This window comes from Streptomyces sp. NPDC022552 (assembly GCF_055561875.1).
This window is the reverse complement of sequence record NZ_JBVHGJ010000001.1, coordinates 156509-176733: the sequence shown is the minus strand read 5'-3', so window position 1 is coordinate 176733 and position 20225 is coordinate 156509. Positions and strand designations below refer to the sequence as shown.

The following is a 20225-nucleotide window of genomic DNA, read 5'->3' as shown; positions in this document are numbered from 1 at the left end:
TCAGAGTGCGGGAACGGCGCGGGGCGTCTCCAGAGCGGCGGCGATGCCCTGCGCCAGGAACGGGATGCGGTGTGCGCAGACGCCCGCGATGTTGATGCGGCCCGCGTTCGTGCCGTAGATCGCGGACTGCCGGCGCATCCGGCGCATCTGCTCCGGCGTCAGCGGCAGCATGGAGAACATGCCCTTCTGGCGCCGGAGCGAGGCCGCGACCTCCGGGCACCCGAGGGCGTCCAGGTGCGCGACGAGGTCCGCCCGGTTGGCCGTGATCCGTCCGCGCATGGCGTCGAGTTCCTCGCGCCAGACGGCCCGCAGCCCCTGGTCCGCCAGGACGGTGGCGACGACAGCGGCGCCGTGGTCGGGCGGCATGGAGTACATGACGCGCGCGGCGTTCTGCAGGGCCGTCTCGACGTGCCGGAGGGTCTGCCGGGAGGGGCCGAGGACGATGGCGCACCCGGTGCGGTCGCTGTAGAGGCCGAAGTTCTTGGAGCAGCTGACGGCGATCAGCACCTCGGGCAGCCGGTCGGCCAGCATCCGGGTGGCCCACAGGTCGGCGTCCAGGCCGTCGCCGAGCCCGTGGTACGCGAGATCGACGAAGGGGACCCAGCCGTGCTCCGCGGCGAGTCCGGCCAGCGCCTCCCACGTCTCGGCGTCGGGGTCGATCCCCGTGGGGTTGTGGCAGCAGCCCTGGAGCAGGACGACCTCGCCCCGCCGGGCGGCGCGCAGGTCGTCGAGCATGCCGTCGCCGCAACCGTACGTCCGCACCGACAGCCCGGCGCCCTCGAGTATGGGGCGGTGGTTGACGTACGCGGGGTCGCTGATCCACACCGTGGTGCCGGGCCGGGTCTGGCGTACGAGGTCGGCGACGAGACGCAGGGCCCCGGTGCCCGCCACGGTCTGGACGGCCGTCGCGCGCGAGGTCCTGGCCTCGGTGCCGAGGACCATGGAGAGCATGGCCTGGTTGAATGCGGTGTGGCCGGAGAGTCCGCGGTACTCCTTGGAGTCGGAGCGGTCCGCGAGGCGTATCTCGGCCTCCTTGACCGCCGCCATGACCGGTGTGACCCCGTTGTGGTTGCGGTAGACGCCGAGGACGAGGTCGAGGCGCTCGGGGCGGGGGTCGGCGGCGTACTCGGCCGACAGGTCCCACAGCGGGTCGACGGGCGGGGCGGCGAGGAGCTCAAGCATCGGCGGAGACCTTGGTCGGAGTGCGGGGGCGGCGGTTGGCGAGCGCGACGCCGAGGGTGATGAGGGGGACGCCGACCACGACGGGCAGGGTCGGCGACTCGTCGAGGAGGGGTACGGCGAGCAGGACGACGGCGACCGGGCTGAGGCTGCCGACGACCGAGCTGCGCTCCGGGCCGAGGCGGCGGATGGCGAACGCGTACAGCAGTCCGGCGCACAGGCCGACGCCCAGGCCCTGGACGACGAGGAACAGCGCGATGTCGCCGCCGGCCGCGTGGGCGATTCCGGTGGGCAGGACGCCGGTCAGGACCAGGAGCGCGATGACGGCGAAGGAGGGCAGGCAGAGCAGTCCGATGGACCCGACGGGGTCGAGGTCCACTTCGCGCAGGCCCACGGTGTACAGCGCCCACAGTCCGCTGGCGACGAGCAGCGTTCCGGCGCCGAGCAGGACGTCCGCGTCGAGGGCGGCCGTGTAGCGCCAGACCAGGGCCGCGACTCCGGCCACGATCAGGGCGAGGCCGGCCGACTGCGTACCGCGCGGGGCGCTCTTGCCGCCCGCGACCATGAGGGCGGAGACGAAGAGGGGGACCATGCCGGGGACGATCGCCCCGACGAACGCGGCCGAGGTCAGCGAACCGCCGTACATGGCGGCGAGGAAGAACGGGACGCCCGCACCGCAGATGATCTTGAGAGCGGGGCCGGGCCGGACGGCTGCCAGTCGGCGCCTGCGCCGCCACAGGGCGGGCGCCAGGACGACGAGCGGCACGCCGAAGCGCAGCAGGGCGGCGTCGGCGGGGAGCAGTGTGGAGGCGCTCAGGGCCCGGGCGCTCAGGGCGAAGGCGGCCCAGATGGCCACGGTGAGCAGCAGGGCGACGAGACCGACCGCCTGCGGCGAGAGCGTTCCCGTTCGGAAGGGTCCGGTACGAAGTCCTCCGGTCCGGCCGACACCGCGTGCCGGCTCCACGGGCGGTGCCCCCGCCGTCCGTATCCCGCCCACTGAGAAGCCTTCCGTTCGCCACCGCTGCTCCAGCAACGCTAGAGCTTTCGGCGGGGCAGCCGATTGCCAGTTATGCCCTCCAGCCATAGCGTGGGAGCAGAATCTGCCAAGGAACGGTGAGGGAGCGACGTTGGACGCGGTGGACTTGCAGATCATCCACGAGTTGCAGCAGGACGGCCGGCTGTCCAACCAGGATCTCGCCGACCGGATCAGGCTCTCGCCTTCGCCGTGTCTGCGCCGGGTGCGCCGGCTGGAGGAGGCGGGCCTGATCCGCGGCTACACGGCCATGGTGGACCAGGTCGCCTTCGGCCTGCCGATCACCGTCTTCGTACGGATCCGGCTGGAGCGCCACACGACCGAAGCCGTCAACGTCTTCGAGCGGCACGTCGGCCTGATCGAGCACATCCAGGACTGCTATCTGATGGCGGGCAGCAGCGACTATCTGCTGCGGGTCGTCGTCGAGAGCCTGGAGGCGTACGAGGGGCTGGTGCGCAACCGGATCCACGCCATCCCGGGCATCGCGTCGATCGAGTCCAGCTTCGCCTTCGGCAGCGTGAAGCAGTCCCGGATCTACCCCCGCCCCGGCGCGCCCCTCAAGTGAGACTCGGGTAGGGACTCGGCGGGCTCAGGCGGGAACGGCGGACTCGAAGGCCGCGTACGCCGTCGCGTCGAAGAGCACGAACCGGACCTCGTCCACCGCGGTGGCGGTGGCCCGCACCGTCTCGACGGCGATGCGGGCGCCGTCGTCCAAGGGCCAGCCGTAGATCCCCGTGGAGATGGCGGGGAAGGCGACCGTACGGGCGCCCAGCTCGTCGGCCACGCGCAGCGACTCGCGGTAGCAGGAGGCCAGCTGCTCGGAGCGGTCCTCCTTCGGGGACCAGACTGGGCCGACGGTGTGGATCACCCAGCGCGCGTCGAGGCGGCCCGCCGTCGTGGCGACCGCCTCTCCGGTGCGGAGACCTTTGCCGTAGTGGCCCGCGCGGAGCTTGCGGCACTCCTCCAGGATGGCGGGGCCGCCGCGACGGTGGATGGCGCCGTCGACGCCGCCTCCGCCGAGGAGCGAGGAGTTCGCCGCGTTGACGATCGCGTCGACCTGCTGCTCGGTGATGTCGCCACGGACGAGGACGAGGGTCGGTTCCGTACTCATACGGCCATCATCGCCCCGTCGCGCGCAGCCTGCGCCAGACCGCCTTGGCCGCGTTGTGGCCGGACATGCCGTGCACACCGGGCCCCGGCGGGGTGGCGGAGGAGCAGAGGAACACGGCCGGGTGGGGGGTCGCGTAGGGGAAGAGGGACAGCTTGGGGCGCAGCAGCAGCTGGAGGCCGCGGGCCGCACCGCAGGCGATGTCGCCGCCCACGTAGTTGGCGTTGCGGGAGGCGAGTTCGGGCGGACCGGCCGTCGCGCGCGCGAGAACCCGGTCGCGGAAGCCCGGGGCGAAGCGCTCGATCTGACGCTCGATCGCCTCGGTCAGGTCGCCCTCCCAGCCGTTCGGCACATGACCGTAGGCCCAGAAGACGTGCTTGCCCTCGGGCGCGCGGCTCGGGTCGACGAGGCTGGGCTGCGCGGTGATGAGGAACGGCGTGCCGGGGGCCGTACCGGAGGAGGCCTGGTCCAGGGCGGTGCCGATCTCCCGCATGCCGGCCCCGATCTGGACGGTACCGGCCTCGCGGGCTGCCTTCGCCGTCCAGGGCACGGGTCCGTCGAGCGCGTAGTCGACCTTGAAGACGGCGGCGCCGTAACGGTAGTGGTCGTAGTAGCCGCCGAAGCCCGCGATCCGGGCGAGGGCCGTGGGTGAGGTGTCGAAGACGTACGCGCGGGCCGGCGGCAGGTCGTCGAGGCGCTTGACCTCGTAGTCGGTGTGAACCGCGCCGCCGAGAGCCTTGAGATACGCGGTGAGGGCGTCCGAGATCGACTGGGAGCCGCCGCGGGGCATCGGCCATCCGGCCTCGTGCGCGGCCAGCGCGAAGACGAGACCGACGGCCGAGGTGGCGAACCCGCCCAGCGGGGCGATGACATGGCCGACGAGGCCGGCGAAGAGGGCGCGCGCCTTGTCGTCCTGGAAGCGGCGCATGAGCCAGGTGGAGGGGCGCATCCCGTCGATGCCGAAGCGGGCGAGTGTGACCGGGTCCCGGGGCAGGGCGGTGAGCGGCAGGGACATGAAGTCCCGTGCCAGGGTGTCCCACTTGCCGAGGTAGGGGGCGACGAGGCGGCGGTACGTCCCGGCGTCGCGCGGCCCGAGCGACGCGGCGGTCTCGGCGACCGACCGGGAGAGCACGGCGGCCGTACCGTCGTCCCAGGGATGGGCCATGGGCAGCCGGGGGTGCAGCCATTCGAGGCCGTACCGGTCGAGCGGCATCGTCTTGAAGACGGGCGAGCCGATCCCGAGCGGATGCACGGCGGAGCAGGGGTCGTGGCGGAAGCCGGGGAGGGTCAGCTCCTCGGTCCTGGCGCCGCCTCCCACGGTGGACTTGGCTTCGAACACGGCGACGGAGAGGCCCCGACGGGCGAGCTCCACGGCGGCGGTCAGTCCGTTGGGGCCCGCCCCCACGACCACGGCATCGAGCATCGATGGCACCTTCGGACTCCTTCGTCAGCCGATGGCCAAGGCTCCCAGGATATTTCCTGGCCCGCTGCCACCCTCACTGCCCCCGCAGCAGTGTCCGGATCCGGTCGGCGGTGGCCTGGTCGCGTGCCGCCGTGAACGGCAGCGCGTTGCCTCCGGTGATACGGAACGGCTCGCCCGCGAGCGTCGTGTGCGCGCCGCCGGCCTCGGTCACCAGGAGCAGCCCGGCCGCGTGGTCCCAGGCGTACTCCCACGAGAACGCGGTGGCGTCGAGGAGGCCTCGTGCCACGTCCAGATACTCGAGTCCGGCCGAGCCGCAGGGGCGCGGGCGGACGCCCTCCGTGTCCAGGCCGAGCAGGGCACGCTTCTGGTCGTCGGTCGTGTAGTCGGGGTGGGAGGTGGCGACCGTCAGTGCCGCGCCCGGCGCCGGCGAACCGGAGCGTATCGGCACTCCGTTGAGCGTGGCCCCGCGCCCGCGCACCGCGACCGCCATCTCGTCGAGGGCGGGTGCGAACGTCCAGGAGGCGAGGAGTTCGCCGCGGCGCGCGAGCGCCACGAGCGTGCAGAACCCGGGCTCTCCGCGCACGAACTGGCGGGTGCCGTCGACGGGGTCGACGATCCACACCGGGGCGTCGCCCTGGAGCGCCTCGTACACCGCGGGGTCGGCGTGGACGGCCTCCTCGCCGACGACGACGGAGCCGGGCAGCAACGCCGTCAGGGACGCGGTCAGATGCTCCTCCGCGGCCCGGTCGGCGATCGTCACCAGGTCGTGCGGTCCGTTCTTCTCGACGATCTCGTGCGCGGCCAGCTGTCGGTGGCGCGGCGTGATCTCGGCCGCGGCCGCCTTGCGGACCGCCTCCTCCACCTCGGTCGTACCGCCGGCGAGGACGTGGTCAAGGAAGTCTCCGATCATGCGTCCAGCTAAGCACGGCGCTCTGACATTCCGGGAGACCGTTCCTTAAACCGCCGTTTCCCCACGGAGTACGCTTTGGACCGGTTCACCCCTTACGGAGAGTCGGGGAGATCGGGGCGAGGGAGGGTCCGTGCACGGCGAGTACAAGGTTCCCGGCGGAAAGCTGGTGGTCGTCGACCTGGAGGCGCGTGACGGCGTCCTGACGGACGTCCGGGTCGCGGGCGACTTCTTCCTGGAGCCGGACGAGGCGATCCTCGCCATCGACCGCGCCCTCGAAGGCGCTCCCGTCGACACCGACGCGTCGGGGCTCGCGGCCCGGATCGACGCGGCGCTCCCGCCGGGCACGGAGATGTACGGGCTCACCACGGAGGGCATCGGGGTGGCCGTCCGCCGGGCCCTGGCGCACGCCACGGACTGGACCGACTACGACTGGCAGCTCGTCCACGAGCCGCCGCGGTCCCCCGCCCTGCACATGGCCCTGGACGAGGTCCTCACCGCGGAGGTCGCGGCCGGCCGCCGGCCACCGACCCTGCGGGTCTGGGAGTGGGGCGCACCGGCCGTGGTGATCGGCAGCTTCCAGTCCCTGCGCAACGAGGTGGACCCGGCGGCGGCCGAGCGGCACGGCATCGAGGTGGTGCGCCGGATCAGCGGCGGCGGCGCGATGTTCATCGAGCCGGGCAACACCATCACGTACTCGCTCTCCGTCCCCGACGCCCTGATCCAGGGACTGTCCTTCACCGACAGCTACGCCTACCTGGACGACTGGGTCCTGGGCGCGCTGGGCGACATGGGCGTCAAGGCCTGGTACCAGCCCCTGAACGACATCGCGACGGACGCCGGCAAGATCGCGGGCGCTGCGCAGAAGCGGATGGTGGCGGGCGAGGGCGCGGTCCTGCACCACGTGACGATGGCGTACGACATCGACGCCGACAAGATGACGGACGTGCTGCGGATCGGCCGCGAGAAGCTCTCCGACAAGGGCACGAAGAGCGCCAGGAAGCGGGTGGACCCGCTGCGCCGCCAGACGGGCCTGCCGCGCGAGGCGGTCATCGAGCGGATGATCGACTCGTTCCGGAACCGGTACGGACTGACGGAGGGCGGGGTGACGGCCGAGGAGATGGCGCTGGCGAAGGAGTTGGCGGCGGCGAAGTTCGCGACGGCGGAGTGGACGGCACGGGTCCCGTAGGTGCCGGACGGTCACGCGGACGGCTCACGCGGCCGACGTGGCTCGACCGGACGGCTCACGCGGCCGACGTGGCCCCGGTGGTGTCCGGCGGGCGGTGGGCGAACCACTTCTGACCGTCCTCCAGTTGGGCCGCGAGCGAGATCAGCAGCGGTTCGCTGCCGGCCGGGCCGAGGAGTTGCGCGCCGACCGGCAGGCCGTCCGGGGTGAAGCCCGCGGGGACGTTGACGCCGGGCCAGCCGAGGACGTTCCACGGCCAGGCGTAGGGGCAGGCCGACGCCATCGTCAGGTCGGTGCGCCAGGCCGGCATCGTGTCGAACGTGCCGATCCGGGGCGGCGGTACCGCCGTAGTCGGGGCGAGCAGGACGTCGTACGTGTCGAAGAGCGCGCCGATCCTGCGGTGCTGGTGCGCCTCACGGCCGCGCGCGGCGCGCAGGGCGCGGCCGGCGAGGCGGCGGCCGCTGCGCGCGGCGCTGCGCGTGCGCGGGTCGAGCAGCGCGGGCTCGGGGTGCCGGTCGGCGTACTCGGCGATCCCCGCGGTGGCGCGCGGCAGGAAGCTCAGCCCGATGAGCCCGTACCGCGGGCGCGCCTCCTCCACCGTGTGACCGAGCCCGGCGAGTGCTTCGGCGAGATCGGCGACGGCCCGTCGTACTCCGGCGTCGAGCGGGTTGTACGTGGCGGTGAACGGCGCGCGCCAGGCGAGCGCGATCCGCAGCCGACCGGGCTCGCGGCGCGCCGCCGCCGAGGCGTCGACGGCGGTCGGCTGGAAGCGGTCGCCGGGATGCTGCCCGGCGACCGCGTCGAGGAGCAGGGCGGCGTCGCCGACGGTCCGGGCGAGCGGTCCGTTGACGGTCAGGCCCTGGAAGCAGTCGTCGTACGGGTGGACGGAGACCCGGCCGCGCTGCGGCTTGATGCCGACCAGATGGGTCCAGGCGGCGGGTATGCGGATGGAGCCGGCCCCGTCGGAGCCGAGGGCGGCGGGCACGACGCCGGCGGCGACGGCCGCCGCCGATCCGCCGGAGGAGCCGCCGGGGGTGTGTCCGGTGTTCCAGGGGTTGCGGGTGGCGCCGAAGGCGTGGCCTTCGGTGAACGGCCACTGGCCCAGTTCGCAGGAGTTGGTCTTGCCGACGATCACGGCCCCGGCGGCCCGCAGCCGCCGCACCGCCTCGCCGTCCTCGGCCGCGTCGGGGATGTCCCCGGCGCAGCCGAAGCGGGTGGGCAGTCCGGCGACGTCGGTGTCGTCCTTGACGGCCATCGGCACGCCGAGCAGCGGCAGCCGCTCACCGGCGGCGAGCCTGCGGTCGGCGGCGGCGGCCTCGGCGAGGGCGGCCTCCGGCCGGACGCAGCGGAAGGCGTTGAGGGTGGGCTGCGTGGCCTCGATCCGGTCGAGCGCGGCCTGGACGAGCGCGGCCGAGGTGACCGTACCCTCGGCCAACCGCCGTGCCTGTTCGGCCAGTCCGGTGTAGTCGCCCGTGGTCACGGCAGCCTCCTCTTCGCTCGGCTGCCGGAACCCTACTGGAGCGTAACTTCCCTGTCATCACCCTTCCGCCGACCCGGCCGGCGGTGCATGAGGGCCATGTAGAGCAGGAGGGAGGCGGCCAGGCCCACGGCCCAGCCGTAGTCGGCGAGCGGCTTCAGGAAGGGGATGAGCCCGCTGCGACGACGGCGGCCAGGGCTGGGATGAAGAACGCGGCGGTGGACGTGCCGACCTCGCCCACGTCGCCCTGGTGCACGCCGATCACCCCGACTACCGCCCCAAGTGGCGTCCCTGACTGCCACAGAGGAGCCTCGCGCCGGGTAGCGCTCGAAGTACAAGGCGCAGCTTGCCGAGGACAAGCGGCAGATCGACACGATGGATCTCTCCCCCGGCGAACGCACCACGGGCGTCATCACGGGTGAGGGCGATTTCAGCGCGACGTACGTGACCTACACCGACGGCCTGTTCGGCGAAGAGGTCCGCGGCAAGGTCTCCTGACACCCCGATTCTGCACTTAGTCACAGAACCCCGGAGTCTGCCCCATCAGGGGGGCGTCTCCGGCGTGCCCGGAACCAATGGGCTGGAGGGCCGGGCCGCACATGCCCGGTCCGGACGGGCGAGTCCCGGTCCAGGAGCGGGAGAGTACCCCGCTCGAACACCACGAAGGCCCCGACCACCAGACCTGGTCGGGGCCTTCGCCATCCTCAAATAGACGCCAGGATCGCCGCACGCCGATCCCGGTACTCCTCATCCGTGATTGCCCCCGCAGCCCGCAGCTGATCCAGCGTCGCAAGCCGTGATGCCACATCGGGCGCGCCCGCCTGCGCCGGGACCGGAGCAGGCGAAGCCTCAGGCGCCTTCGCCGTCGCGATCAGCATCCGCAGCCTCGACGACAGCGCCTCTCCATGAGGCTTCGCAACCTGCTTGATGTCCGCCTTGTTGCCCGACGCGAACACGGACAGGGTGCCCATCAGAAGTCCCGCCGACCACTGCACGGAAGAGATGTTGCCGAGGGGGAAGTCCTCCAGCTTCTGCGACATGAACCCGTGCTTGAAGAAGATCAGGCGCAGGTTCGTCAAGGCCAGCAGCCCGGCCCCGTTGCTGTAGTTCCCGCCCGCGAGCATGTCGACGGCCTCCGACAAACGGGCCCTCATGGCTGCAGCCCCCTCGGCCTCCGCCCAGTCGCTGCGCCTCGTCCCGCCGGAGACCGACACCCAGGACCTCACGGCCGGCGACGCGTGGCTCCGAGACGTTACTTCGACTGCTCGGCCACAGCGCGGGCTCAGCCCGGTGATCGGGAACCTTGAGGACGGCCTGGTCGATCTGCTCGGTGATGGTCATGCCGACCGAGTACGACAGCCACCGGCCGCGCTGGGCGAGCCAGGCGACGAACTCGTGGGTTCCGCCTCCGGAGTCGGTGCGGATCAGGGTCCGGCGTCCGCGCCGGTACTTCTTCGGCATTTGGGCCAGGGCGAGTTGGGTGGTGGTGATGTGGTCGGTGGCGGTGTCGCTGCCCGCGTTGCCCGGCCTGAGCAGGGCGGCCACCGGCTCCCCGCTCCCGCCGCTTCCGTGGTCGACGAAGGCCATCAGAGGATGGTGTCCGAAGGTCTTCTTCCAGGTCGCGGTGGCGTCATGCTTCTCGGAGTGAGCCAGCACGAGCACCCCGTCCAGGTCCACGATCACCTGCCCCGCGGCATCCGGCGCCGCAGTGCCGGCCAGCTTCCACACGTGCTCGCGCACGCCGGCCCGAGCGGTCCTGATCGCGGACAGGGCCTTCGGCCCGGCTGCGGCGAGGGCGTCGACGAGCCGGGAGACCGTGGGGTCGGAGGCCACCGGCCCGAACACGCCGTGCTCGGCCCGCAGCGTCCCGACATCCTCGAGGCAGTCCCCGCCCAGCGCGACCGCGAGGGCCACGTCCAGGAGGACCTTGCCTGGACTTACCTGCCCACCCGTCGGGCAGCCCGCTTCATGAAAACGCGAGGCTAGCGTGGTGCACGCGCCAGTTACATTCAAGGGAATGCACAGAAGCGTGTGAAGTGGCAATTGCCAGCGCCCGGACAGGGGTCACCGGGCGCAGGACTGGGGGCGCCGGCTACCGGACAGGGGCGCCTCTGGCCGCGCGTCGCACCCCGTCGGCCTCAGCGGCATCAGGCCAAGGGTGGAAGACAGTTTGTCTTCGGGTTCGCGCCGTCTCAGTCGGCGGCCGGGAACAGGGGTGGCCTGGGCAGCCCCTCCGGCGTGTGTCACGATCTCCCCAACCTGTGGGGGGTGTTGCTGAATGGCGCAGGACATTGCGCTGCGGCCGGTGGTGGATCCGGCCCTCGAGGACGCGGAGCGCGCGCTGCTGGAGAAGTCCGCCGACGGACTCTTCCCAGCCACGCTGCCGCTGCCCGAGGAGCCGGGGCTGGGCGGCCGTACCAAGGCGGACATCTGGACGGCCCTGGGGGTCTCCGCGGTGTGCGCGCTACTGCCGGTGACGATCCTGTGGGCGCTGATCGGCGTGTGGCCCGGCCTGGCCGTCGGGCTCGCGGCGCAGGCGGGGCTGATCTGGGTCGGGGTCCAGTTCGGGTTCGAGGCGTTCATCCTGACCGTCGTGGGCGTGCACCTGCTGGCCTGGCTGCTGATCGTCGTCCTCGGCTGCGGGACAGACGAGCGGCAGCGGGTGGCCCGGCTGCGCCACGGCCGCTACTACCTGGCCGAGGACTTCGGCGACGACTCCCTGCGCGAGCTGCTGGGCCACTCGCCGCTGCGCCGGATGGAGCGCGCCCAGGCCGCCGTGACGGCGGTACTCCAGTCGCAGGTCGACCGGGACGGGCTGCTGGACGACATCGCCAACGACGTGACACTGCCGGCCCAACAGTACGAGATCGCCCAGCGCCTGGCCGAGCTGACCCGGCTGGCGCGGAAGGTGCGCACCGCTGCCGGGGACGCCTCCGGCTCGCGGGTGGAGGAGGTGCTGCGGACTCAGCGGCAGGCGCTGCGGCTGTCGTCGAGCGCGCTGGAGGAGCGGGTGGAGGCGCTGGAGCGGTACGCCGAGAACACCCGCGCGGCGGACGCGGCATACCGCGAGTGGGAGGCCGTACGAGAGCTGGAGCAACTCGGCGAGGACATGCACGAGCTGGTGGTGAACACGGTGCGGGACGAGCTGGCCGTCGCCGAGATCGAGGGGCTCGCCGACCGGTCCCGGCTCCAGGACCTGCACCGGATGCTGGACGAGGCGCGGGAGGCGGGGCTGCTGGCCACGCGGTTCGCCGACGAGCCGGCCGACCGCCGGTCCGGCGACAGCGGCCGGGCGTGAGGGGGAGGACGACATGACGCAGACATCCCAGCCGAGACGCGAGTTCCACTCCGGCCGCGGCAAGAAGACCTTCGACCGGATCCCGGGCGGGTTCTACCTGGTCGGCGCCCTGGTGATCCTCTTCGAGGTGGTCACGCTCGGCGCGGTGGGCCTGGCCCTGGCCGTCGGCGACCCGAGCGACGACGGGGCATCCCCGGACAAGGAATCCCGGCGGGTCGAGGTCACCTACATCGCGACGGGCGACCACCCCTCGGTGAACCTCACCGTCGGGGAGGCGAACGGCAACCACGAGCCCCACGGGGTCGTCATCCTGCCGTACCGCAAGACCGTCGAGCTGGCGGCGGGCGCCGACTTCTATCTGGACGTCAGAAGCCGCGAGGACCAGGAAGGGGGCACTCTCACGTGCACCGTGCTGGTCGGCGGCAAGGTGGTCCAGCAGGCGCACAGCACACCGGACTCCTCGTCCGCCACCTGCGCGGGCAGCACCGCGGACGCCCCGCAGCGGGGCATCCCCGTGCCCACTCTCACCCCCGGCGCCTCCCCGCTGCCCGAGGAGCGGCGGCTCACCGGGACCGTCAAGGTGCCGGACTACCCGGGCGAGGGCTCGCCGGTCATCGGCACCGTCACGGACTCCTCCCTGGAGTACGCGGAGCTGGGCGGCACGTGGGACCGGAGCAAGACGCTGGATCCGGTCTTCGACGGCTTCACCCGCAAGCAGGAGGGGCGCCAGCGCGCACTCGTGAAGTCCACGCAGGTCGACGAGGACATCATGGCCGCGGCCGGCGGCACCGGGGAGCTGCGGGGCGTGGCGGGCGCGGTGATGGACGAGCGGCGGCGCTACGAGTACCCCCGCGACCAGGCGATCCTGGTCGACGTCGCTTCGCAGCCGCTGAAGGTCGACGGACATGACGCCTGGCTGCTGGTCAGCGAGATCCACTTCCACAAACGCGGGGTGCCGTCCACGATGGACCTGAACGCGGTCCTCGTGGTCGACACCGGGCGGGTCCGCCCCTCGGTGCTGTGGGTCGTACTGCCGGAGACGAACAAGAAGCTCTGGCCGGACCTAAACACTCTGGTCGCATCCGTCCAGGTCCGCTGACCTGCACCGATACGGGACGGGCCCGGGCGCGCGACGCGTCCCGGGCCCGTCCGGTAGAGCGCGACGCTGGCCGGGCACGGCATCGAGTCGGCGGCGACCAGGTCGACGAGCGTGCCCGCCCAATGCGACCGCCAGGGCCACGTCCAGCAGGATCTTGCCCGGATCGTGCACCGCCCGAGCCTTCCGCCACGGCGTGAGCGCTGCTGATATCGCGGTGTCCAGGCCGACCTTGCGGACGGTCTCGACCAGCAGCACTTCCCCTGCCTACGAGACCACCGCCCGGCCGCCGCCCTCGATGCGGACACGCGGGTACGACCCGATACGCTTCTTCACCTGGAGAGTGCTTCTTCCCATGCAGCCAACAGGACCCTCGACAAGTCCCATCGTTGCAGGTCAGGAGCGCTCTCTGCTTATTTGATCAAGCCTCGGACACCCCACCTCGTGAAAGCGCGAGGCTAAGGCGCCAGCGCGGTGGCCACCTGAGCCAAGCGATCGGCTGACAAAGCGAAGAGGTTGGTGGGGTTGCGGAAGGAGTACTCCCCATCGTTCACGGAGAATCCGTGCCCGGCTGCCGTCCAGCGCGCGGGGCCGGGGGCTCCTTGATCCTCCAGGAGAGCAGAGGCGAGGGTCTCGGGGTCCTCCACGCTCGTGCGGGCGCGTAGCGCACCCGCCAGGCGGCCAACAGCGTCGTCGGGTACTGCATCATCGCCGAACGCAGGCAGCAGGAGCAACAGACGGGAGTGGGGATCGGTGGTGCTGCCGCCGGGCAGCATGTTGTCCGCAGCTGCCACGAGTTCAGGCCAGGACAGGCCCGGACCCATGAAGTGCCCGTCATCCCGGGCGAGGACCTCGGCCTGGCCCCAGCCGGGGTGGTGGAGGAGGTAGTCGGTTCCGGTGTCGTCCGCGACAGTCCGGTAGACCACGTGAAGACGGTGATCAGCAGCGAGCGGAACCGTGAACGCCGGCCACTCGGCCCGCTCCCAGAGCTGCCGCTGGAAGTCGCCAGCCGCGTCAAAGTCCGCGCCGAACAGCAGTTCCTCGGCCTCCTCGCTCTGGAGACACGAGTAGAGGTGCCCCAGCCAGAAGAGCGGCTCGTCCAAGAGCCCGGCCTGGTACGAGAGGGGACCACCGTCGTAACCCGCTATCCGGGCAGGATGCAGGTCTGCACTGTTCCTCACGGAGGACATCATGCCGAAGCTGGCCCTCAGGCCGGATGGCCGGGAGAGAAGTCCAGTACGTCGCTCAGACGGATCACGCCCGCCCCCGGGTCCCCGGGCGGAGGGCTCTCGGAGACGGGCGCGAGGAGGAAGCCGACGTGGTCTCCGCCTTCCAGACGCGCCTCCACCCGGCCGACGAACCAGGCGAGGCAGTCGGCGAGGACGGGAACCCCGGCGTACTCGGACGGCGTGCAGGAGGCGCGGGTGAACTTGTCGACGCGGTCTCCGGTCTCCTCGCCGAACAGCCTTGCCGTCTCCCGGTGTTCGCGGCCCAGGACGTGAACGGCCAGGTACGTGCTGCGGCAGGCGACCCGGTAGGTGTGGTTCTCCCGGGACAGCCAGGCCATGAAGCGGGGCGGGTGGATGGAGCACGGGGAGGCGAACCCGACGAGGCATCCGGCTCGCTCGCCGTCCGGCGCCGTGGTCGTCACGACGTACATGGGGTAGTCGAGCAGGTCGGTGAAGGCGTCCAGGTCGGTCACGTTCGACTCCCCGTGTCGTGTGGGCCGTCGGGCTCGGTGGCCGGCAGCGCGAGAGCGTCCGTGCCGGTCCGGCACGGCGGCTTCCCCGAACGGGGGAACATATCCATGACGTCAGAACTCGATGTCCGCCGCGCGACGCACCCGCGCCGACATGTTCCGCTCCATCATCCGAAGCGCCGCCCGGGCGAGGTCCTCGTGGATATGGGCGACGGCGTCCTCGGCCACCGCCACCGCCAGGTGCCGGATGTGGGCGTCCAGGGCCGAGTAGAGGATGCACTGTTCGGTCACCTGGCCGCAGAGGACGAGATGGTCGACGCCGAGTGTGCCGAGCAGGTAGGCGAGCGGTGTCTCGTAGAACACCGAGTGGCGGGCCTTGACCACGAACAGTGAGTCCTCGTCGGGCTTGAGCGGTTCGACGAGGTCGGGGCGCCGGCCCGAGAGAGCGGTGTCGAGGATCTCTCCGTGGTGCGACCGCCACTGGCCGAAGTTGTCGTTCGCGTAGATCACGGGGGTGCCGCGCTCGCGCGCGCGCCGCACCAGGTCCACGACGACGGGGACGATCTCGGTCACGGACGGCAGAAGCAGATCGGCATCGGCGTGCTCGTACGTGTTGAGCATGTCGACCACGACCAGGGCGGTCTTCGTCATGCCCCCAACCTCGCAGACGCCCTGGCCTCTGACGGCGCGGCGATGCCGGGCGGTGGGCCGAGTGGCGCAGTGTCCGCGGCCGGGCGGGCGCATCCTTGGGGAATTTCAGGGCAGCCGCGCGGTGTGCGACGGCTTTCCGGTGCGGACGGCTCGCCCTTGGCGCCACGCCGTCGCGACGCTAGGGGGTAGGTGATGAAGAGCCTGACGCTTGGCGTCGAAGAGGAATTCATGCTGGTGGATCGCGACAGCCGGGCTCCGGTCAACCGGGCGCCCGCCGTGATCCGGGCGGTGAAGCCCGCGCTCGGCGAACTGGTCCAGACGGAGTACTACGACGCCCAGGTCGAGATCTGTACCCACCCCGCGACGCGCAGCGAGGACGTGCGCGAGCAACTCGCCCGGCTGCGGCGCGTGGTGAGTGCGGCCGCCGAGGCGTCGGGCTGCCTCCTGGTCGCCGCCGGGACTCCGGCGTTGCCGCCCGTCGAACCGCTGACGGTGACCGACACCCACCGATACCGGCTGATGGCCCGCCGCTACGCCCCGCCCCGGAACACGTCCTACACCGGCCTCGTCTGTGGCTGCCATGTTCACGTCGGGTCGCTGCGCCGGGATCAGGCGCTGAGGCTGGCCAACCACATGCGGCCCTGGCTGCCGGTCCTGCAGTCCCTCGCCGCCAACTCCCCCTTCTCGCTGCGCAAGGACACCGGGTTCGACAGCTGGCGCGCGGTCGAGCACGCACGCTGGCCGACGGTCGGCCCGCCACCCGTCCTCGACGAACGGCGCTATCGCGAGGTCGTCGGCGGGCTGATCGGGGCCGGGGTGATCCTCGACGACCGGATGGTCTACTGGCACGCCCGGCCCTCCGAGCACGTACCGACGCTGGAGGTCCGGATCGCGGACGCCAACGCCGACCTCGACGTCGTGGTGCTGCTGGCGGCTCTCGTACGGGGCCTGGCCGCCGCCCTGCTGCCCGAGGCGGAGTCCCACGCCCCGCCGCCGAACGCCCCGTCGAGCCGCCTGCTCCTGGCCCATCGTCTCGCCGCGGCACAGGGCATCACGGGTGTCGGTCTCGACCCCGAGAGCGGCGCCGAGCAGCCCGCCGAACGGCTCGTGGAACGCCTCGTCGAGCGGGCGGCACCAGGACTGGAGCCGACGGGAGACATGGCGCTGGTCGAGAACCTCTGGCGACGGCTCCGTACGGGCGGGAACGGCGCGGCCCGCCAGCGGGAGATCCTTCGGCAGCGGGGCAGCCTCGAAGACGTCGTCGACGCGCTCGCGGCGATGACCGCAGCTCCCTGACACGGATCACCGAGGCTCCTTCGCACGACGGGGGTTGAAGACCCGCAGGACGGGCAGCCGACCGGTTGGCCGGAGATGTCCGGTCGGAGCAGTGAAGGAGGAGACCCGTGAGCATGGTGAAGGAATCCATCGAAGTCGATGTCCCGCTGCGCCATGTCTACAACCAGTGGACGCAGTTCGAGGAGTTCCCCAGCTTCATGGAGGGGGTGGAGACCGTACGACAGCTGGACGATCAGCACTGCCACTGGAGGACGAAGGTGGCAGGTGTCCAGCGGGAGTTCGACACCGAGATCGTCGACCAGTTGCCCGACGAGCGGATCTCCTGGCGCACGGTGAGTGGCGACGTACGGCAGAAGGGTGTCGTCACCTTCCAGCAGATCGACCCCTCGCACACCCGCGTCAGTCTGGCCATGGACTTCCAGCCCGAAGGCATGACGGAGAAGGCCGGCGACGCGCTGGGCGTGCTCGACCGGCGGGTGAAGGGTGACCTGAAGCGGTTCAAGGGCTTCATCGAGGATCGCGGCCGGGAGACCGGCGGCTGGCGCGGCCGGATCACCCCCGCGGAGAGCGACGCCATGACGGGGCGGGCCGCTGCGAGCGGTGCCACGGCCATGGGCGAGGCACGCATGACCGACGAGGGGGCACCGCCTCCCCAGGGCTACGCGGACAAGCCTCCGACGCCGGGGCCCGGCCGGATGCCGGTGGACCCGGACGACATGCGGCACGGCTGACCTCGCGGGCGACCCGCTCGCCTCGACAGCGCATCGGTGGCCGCCGACCCCGCGGGGTCGGCGGCCACCCATGTCGCGGGGTCGGCGGCCATCACGTCGCGGGGCAGTGCTCGTCACTCGTCAGGGGCTGTGCTGTCGTGGGGCTCTCCCGACGGCTCGCGCAGCGGCGGTCCGGAGTCGGCGGGGGCGGCCAGCAGGGCGAGGAGGCCGGCGATCTCGTGCCCCGCTTCGGCAGGGTGGCGGAACCGGGCCTTGGGGTTGATCTCGTAGCGGTTGCGACGGCCGTCCGACGCCCGGGTGCGAGTGACGTACGCGTCCGCCTCCAGATCGGCGACGATCGCCTGCACGGTTCTCTCCGTCACCCCGCACTCGGCGGCGACATCTCTCAGCCGGATCCCCGGATCGCGGGAGAGCATCAGGAGCACCCGAGCGTGATTGGTCAGAAACGTCCAGCTCGGGTGGTGGCGTGCGCCATCTGCCATGACATTCCTCTGCCCACCTGACCGCGGATCATTCACTATACGTCCTGATTTTCGTGCATTCCTTGACGTATGTCGGAGAGGCGCGCACCATTACGGGTGGGAGCGCCCCACGGAAATCCGACCGGCCCCGGGGCGGCACCCGCCGCCCGCGACCCTGCTGGAGGTGCACGATGACCTCCGACACCCGCCACGACGCCCCGTGCGGGGTGTGCGGATGCCCGATCGGCCCACGCCCGCACGCAGGGCGCGCACCCGACTCGTCGTACGTCGACCCCGACGACCCCTTGCACGACGGCCAGCGCCCCTTGCTGGCCTGCAGCGTCGAGCACCTCGCGCTCCTCGAGAAGGAGCTGGGGGAACGCCCGTACCACGACGCGGAACTCTGGTTCGCGAAGATCTCCCGCACCATGGGACGGCACCATCACGGCATCAGCATGGCCGACCTCAGCCAGGAGACCGGACTCGACCTGAAACAGCTCGAAGCCGGAGCCCTCTGGATCACGCACCTCCCCCACGCCCCGCGCTCCGCGAAACGCCACCGCGGAGCCGCCTGACCCGCGACCTGGTGCGGTGGTCCGGACACCGCGCCGACTCGGCGGCGTGCGGGAAGCCCCACTTCCTCGGACAATGGCTCGTTGGTGGCCTATGCGGTGGCCTATGCCGAGCCGCCCCGTTGGGCATGGAACGTCCCGTCCGGCAGGGACGCCGGCACAGAAGGAGACCGTCATGCTGATCACCCACGCCATCGAGGACGGCGTCCTGCACGTGACGTTTCTGCGCGACCTCGATGTCAGCAGCAGGGCGGCGGCCTCCCTGGAGACCGAGGCGCTCCTCCACGCCCACCGCCCGCGACACGTACGCGTACAGCTGCCCACCGCGAACCCGTCAGCGGCCTCGCTGAGCGCGCTCACACGGGCCCGGCGGCTGTGCGAGCACCTGGGCATCCCCCTCACCGTCGTCGGCCCCACCCGGCCGGCCACGCCCGACCCGGGCCCCGCCCCCTCGGGCGCCGCCGCCTGATGCCAGGGGCCTGGCGGTGCCGACGTCGAGGCGCGCCGGGCCGGGGAGGGCCTGCTCGACGGTGCGCGTCCGTCACTCCGCGCCGAAGGTGATCTCCCGCTTCAGGATCTTGCCGGTGGCCCCCTTCGGCAGCGCCTCCACCAGCTTGATCTCCCGCGGGTACTTGTACGCCGCCACCCGCTCCCGGACGAACTGGCGCAGCTCGTCGGCCGTCACCTCCACCCCGGGCCGGGTCGCGACCGCGGCCGCGACCTCCTCGCCGAGGGTCGCGTGGGGCAGGCCGACCACCGCCGCCTCGGCCACGGCGGGGTGCTCGTACAGCACCTCCTCCACCTCGCGCGGATAGACGTTGAACCCACCGCGGATGATCAGGTCCTTCTTCCGGTCGACGATGTAGTAGTAGCCGTCCGTGTCGACGCGTGCGAGGTCGCCGGTGCGCAGCCAGCCGTCCTGGAGCGCCTCCGCCGTGGCCTCCGGCCGCCCGAGGTAGCCCTTCATCACGTTGTGGCCGCGCACGCACAGCTCGCCGACGCCGTCGCGCACGTCGATCAGGCGCAGCTCGACACCCTCGATCGGGGTGCCCACCGAACCCGGCTTGCGCGGGCGGTCCAGGTGGTTGAAGCAGGCGACGGGCGAGGTCTCGGACATCCCGAAACCTTCCAGGACGGGCACGTCGAAGGCCTTCTCGAAACCGAGCATGACCTCGACGGGCAGGGACGCGCCACCGGACAGGCAGAGCCGCAGGGTGGCGGTGTCGTACGCCTCGGGCTGCGCGGTACGGGCGGCGAGCAGCGCGGCGTACATCGTGGGCACTCCGGCGAAGACGGTGACGCCCCGCTCCTGGACGGTCCGCAGCGCGTCGGCCGGGTCGAAGCGGGCCATCAGGGTCAGCCGGGCGCCCACCATGAAGGCGATGTTCATCGCGCAGGTCTGGCCGAAGGTGTGGAACAGCGGCAGGCAGCCCAGAATCACGTCCTCGGGAGTGAGGCGGATCAGCGAGCGCGCGGAGATCTCGGCGTTGCGCAGCAGGTTGGCGTGGGTGAGTTCGGCGCCCTTCGGGGAGCCGGTGGTACCCGAGGTGTAGAGCAGTACGGCGGTGTCGTCGTCCGCGCGGGGGTGCGGGGCGGCCGGCTCCGGATGCTCGGCGAGCAGTTCGGTGAGGGTGCCCGCGGCGAGCGGGACGACGGTCGTCGCGGTGCCCTCCGCTCCCCGTACCGCCTCGGCGGCACACACCTCGTGGGCGAACAGCAGGACCGCGCCGGAGTCGCTCAGGTAGTGGGCGACCTCGCGGGACTTCAGCAGCGGGTTCATGGGGACGGCGACGGCGCCGGCCCGCAGGATGCCGTAGTAGAGGGCGGGGAAGTCGAGGCCGTTGGGCAGCATCACGCCCACGCGGTCGCCGGGGGCGACGCCGCGGTGGGTGAGCAGGGCGGCGACGCGACCGGTCAGGGTGTCGAGTTCGGTGTACGTGAGGGCGGTGTCGCCCAGCTCGACGGCGGTGCGGTGGGCGTGTTCGACGGCGGTGCGGGACAGGCTCTCGGCGAGGTTCATGGGACGGCTTTCGGTGAGGTCCGGAGGACGGTCGGGGCGGGCGGGCGTTGCCGGCGGACGGGCGTGCTCGCCGTGCCGGGGAGGGCGC

At 71.8% G+C, this 20225-nt stretch carries 20 protein-coding genes and 4 pseudogenes; 10 read left to right on the top strand and 14 right to left on the bottom strand.

The annotated features are described in order from the left end of the window. Together ACZ3OF_RS00885 and ACZ3OF_RS00880 are read right to left on the bottom strand one after the other, a co-directional pair. Window positions 1-1182, bottom strand: a complete 1182-nt coding sequence (locus ACZ3OF_RS00885; RefSeq protein WP_467301902.1) for an amino acid aminotransferase — start codon at window positions 1180-1182, stop codon at window positions 1-3. Next, window positions 1175-2143: a DMT family transporter gene (locus ACZ3OF_RS00880; RefSeq protein WP_361667066.1), complete on the bottom strand. Its 969-nt coding sequence runs from the start codon at window positions 2141-2143 to the stop codon at window positions 1175-1177. The genes ACZ3OF_RS00885 and ACZ3OF_RS00880 overlap by 8 nt, the downstream gene beginning before the upstream one ends. 172 nt (window positions 2144-2315) lie before the next feature. Here ACZ3OF_RS00880 and ACZ3OF_RS00875 point away from each other — a divergent pair, with 172 nt between their 5' ends. After that, entirely contained in the window at window positions 2316-2777 is a 462-nt protein-coding gene (locus ACZ3OF_RS00875; protein WP_361667068.1) for an Lrp/AsnC family transcriptional regulator, read from the top strand. A 24-nt stretch (window positions 2778-2801) separates the two neighbouring features. On the opposite strand, the gene ACZ3OF_RS00870 is transcribed toward ACZ3OF_RS00875, so the two are convergent. The 3 genes from ACZ3OF_RS00870 to ACZ3OF_RS00860 form a co-directional block, all read right to left on the bottom strand. After that, entirely contained in the window at window positions 2802-3323 is a 522-nt protein-coding gene (locus tag ACZ3OF_RS00870) for an O-acetyl-ADP-ribose deacetylase (protein WP_361667070.1), read from the bottom strand. 7 nt (window positions 3324-3330) lie between these two features. Then, window positions 3331-4752, bottom strand: a complete 1422-nt coding sequence (locus tag ACZ3OF_RS00865) for a phytoene desaturase family protein (protein ID WP_467301900.1) — start codon at window positions 4750-4752, stop codon at window positions 3331-3333. A gap of 64 nt (window positions 4753-4816) precedes the next feature. Next, a complete protein-coding gene (locus ACZ3OF_RS00860) occupies window positions 4817-5653 on the bottom strand; it encodes an inositol monophosphatase family protein (RefSeq protein ID WP_361667073.1) in 837 nt (278 codons plus the stop codon). A 130-nt stretch (window positions 5654-5783) separates the two neighbouring features. On the opposite strand from ACZ3OF_RS00860, the gene ACZ3OF_RS00855 reads away from it, so the two are divergent. Further along, window positions 5784-6839, top strand: coding sequence for a lipoate--protein ligase family protein (locus tag ACZ3OF_RS00855; RefSeq protein WP_467301898.1), 1056 nt, complete (start codon window positions 5784-5786; stop codon window positions 6837-6839). Window positions 6840-6894: 55 nt separating this feature from the next. Here ACZ3OF_RS00855 and ACZ3OF_RS00850 read toward each other — a convergent pair whose 3' ends face one another. Beyond that, window positions 6895-8316, bottom strand: a complete 1422-nt coding sequence (locus tag ACZ3OF_RS00850; protein WP_467301896.1) for an amidase — start codon at window positions 8314-8316, stop codon at window positions 6895-6897. A gap of 235 nt (window positions 8317-8551) precedes the next feature. Here ACZ3OF_RS00850 and ACZ3OF_RS00845 point away from each other — a divergent pair. Together ACZ3OF_RS00845 and ACZ3OF_RS00840 are read left to right on the top strand one after the other, a co-directional pair. Then, window positions 8552-8608, top strand: a pseudogene (locus ACZ3OF_RS00845) (DUF6221 family protein); the annotation flags it as partial. Window positions 8609-8688: 80 nt separating this feature from the next. After that, window positions 8689-8811: a hypothetical protein gene (locus ACZ3OF_RS00840; RefSeq protein WP_361667077.1), complete on the top strand. Its 123-nt coding sequence runs from the start codon at window positions 8689-8691 to the stop codon at window positions 8809-8811. 206 nt (window positions 8812-9017) lie between these two features. Here the strand turns inward: ACZ3OF_RS00840 and ACZ3OF_RS00835 are convergent, their stop codons facing one another. Further along, on the bottom strand, window positions 9018-9455 hold the full coding sequence (locus ACZ3OF_RS00835; RefSeq protein WP_361667078.1) for a PH domain-containing protein: 438 nt from the start codon (window positions 9453-9455) through the stop codon (window positions 9018-9020). Window positions 9456-9609: 154 nt separating this feature from the next. Then, window positions 9610-10248 (bottom strand): annotated as a pseudogene (locus tag ACZ3OF_RS00830) (transposase); the annotation flags it as partial. Window positions 10249-10591: 343 nt separating this feature from the next. On the opposite strand from ACZ3OF_RS00830, the gene ACZ3OF_RS00825 reads away from it, so the two are divergent. Together ACZ3OF_RS00825 and ACZ3OF_RS00820 are read left to right on the top strand one after the other, a co-directional pair. Next, window positions 10592-11611, top strand: coding sequence for a hypothetical protein (locus ACZ3OF_RS00825; RefSeq protein ID WP_351268275.1), 1020 nt, complete (start codon window positions 10592-10594; stop codon window positions 11609-11611). Window positions 11612-11624: 13 nt separating this feature from the next. Continuing rightward, a complete protein-coding gene (locus ACZ3OF_RS00820) occupies window positions 11625-12710 on the top strand; it encodes a hypothetical protein (RefSeq protein ID WP_351868010.1) in 1086 nt (361 codons plus the stop codon). Window positions 12711-12824: 114 nt separating this feature from the next. Here the strand turns inward: ACZ3OF_RS00820 and ACZ3OF_RS00815 are convergent. From ACZ3OF_RS00815 to ACZ3OF_RS00800, 4 genes and pseudogenes are all read right to left on the bottom strand, one after another. Then, window positions 12825-13043 (bottom strand): annotated as a pseudogene (locus ACZ3OF_RS00815) (transposase); the annotation flags it as partial. A 122-nt stretch (window positions 13044-13165) separates the two neighbouring features. Beyond that, entirely contained in the window at window positions 13166-13810 is a 645-nt protein-coding gene (locus ACZ3OF_RS00810) for a hypothetical protein (protein ID WP_361667080.1), read from the bottom strand. 104 nt (window positions 13811-13914) lie between these two features. Beyond that, on the bottom strand, window positions 13915-14409 hold the full coding sequence (locus tag ACZ3OF_RS00805) for a flavin reductase family protein (RefSeq protein ID WP_361667082.1): 495 nt from the start codon (window positions 14407-14409) through the stop codon (window positions 13915-13917). 111 nt (window positions 14410-14520) lie between these two features. Next, the gene (locus ACZ3OF_RS00800; protein WP_361667084.1) at window positions 14521-15057 is read right to left on the bottom strand and encodes a cysteine hydrolase family protein; all 537 of its coding nucleotides are present in this window, start codon (window positions 15055-15057) and stop codon (window positions 14521-14523) included. 192 nt (window positions 15058-15249) lie between these two features. Here ACZ3OF_RS00800 and ACZ3OF_RS00795 point away from each other — a divergent pair, with 192 nt between their 5' ends. Both ACZ3OF_RS00795 and ACZ3OF_RS00790 read left to right on the top strand, forming a co-directional pair. After that, a complete protein-coding gene (locus tag ACZ3OF_RS00795) occupies window positions 15250-16353 on the top strand; it encodes a carboxylate-amine ligase (RefSeq protein ID WP_467301889.1) in 1104 nt (367 codons plus the stop codon). Between the two features lie 107 nt (window positions 16354-16460). Then, a pseudogene (locus ACZ3OF_RS00790) lies at window positions 16461-16928 on the top strand (SRPBCC family protein); the annotation flags it as partial. Window positions 16929-17197: 269 nt separating this feature from the next. Here the strand turns inward: ACZ3OF_RS00790 and ACZ3OF_RS00785 are convergent. Next, the gene (locus ACZ3OF_RS00785; RefSeq protein WP_361667086.1) at window positions 17198-17566 is read right to left on the bottom strand and encodes a helix-turn-helix transcriptional regulator; all 369 of its coding nucleotides are present in this window, start codon (window positions 17564-17566) and stop codon (window positions 17198-17200) included. A 170-nt stretch (window positions 17567-17736) separates the two neighbouring features. Here ACZ3OF_RS00785 and ACZ3OF_RS00780 point away from each other — a divergent pair, with 170 nt between their 5' ends. Together ACZ3OF_RS00780 and ACZ3OF_RS00775 are read left to right on the top strand one after the other, a co-directional pair. After that, complete coding sequence (locus tag ACZ3OF_RS00780; RefSeq protein WP_361667088.1) at window positions 17737-18120, top strand: hypothetical protein; 384 nt, start codon at window positions 17737-17739, stop codon at window positions 18118-18120. A gap of 172 nt (window positions 18121-18292) precedes the next feature. Then, window positions 18293-18586, top strand: coding sequence for a hypothetical protein (locus ACZ3OF_RS00775; RefSeq protein WP_467301886.1), 294 nt, complete (start codon window positions 18293-18295; stop codon window positions 18584-18586). A gap of 72 nt (window positions 18587-18658) precedes the next feature. Here the strand turns inward: ACZ3OF_RS00775 and ACZ3OF_RS00770 are convergent, their stop codons facing one another. Further along, window positions 18659-20137: a long-chain-fatty-acid--CoA ligase gene (locus ACZ3OF_RS00770; protein WP_467301884.1), complete on the bottom strand. Its 1479-nt coding sequence runs from the start codon at window positions 20135-20137 to the stop codon at window positions 18659-18661. Window positions 20138-20225 lie beyond the last annotated feature (88 nt).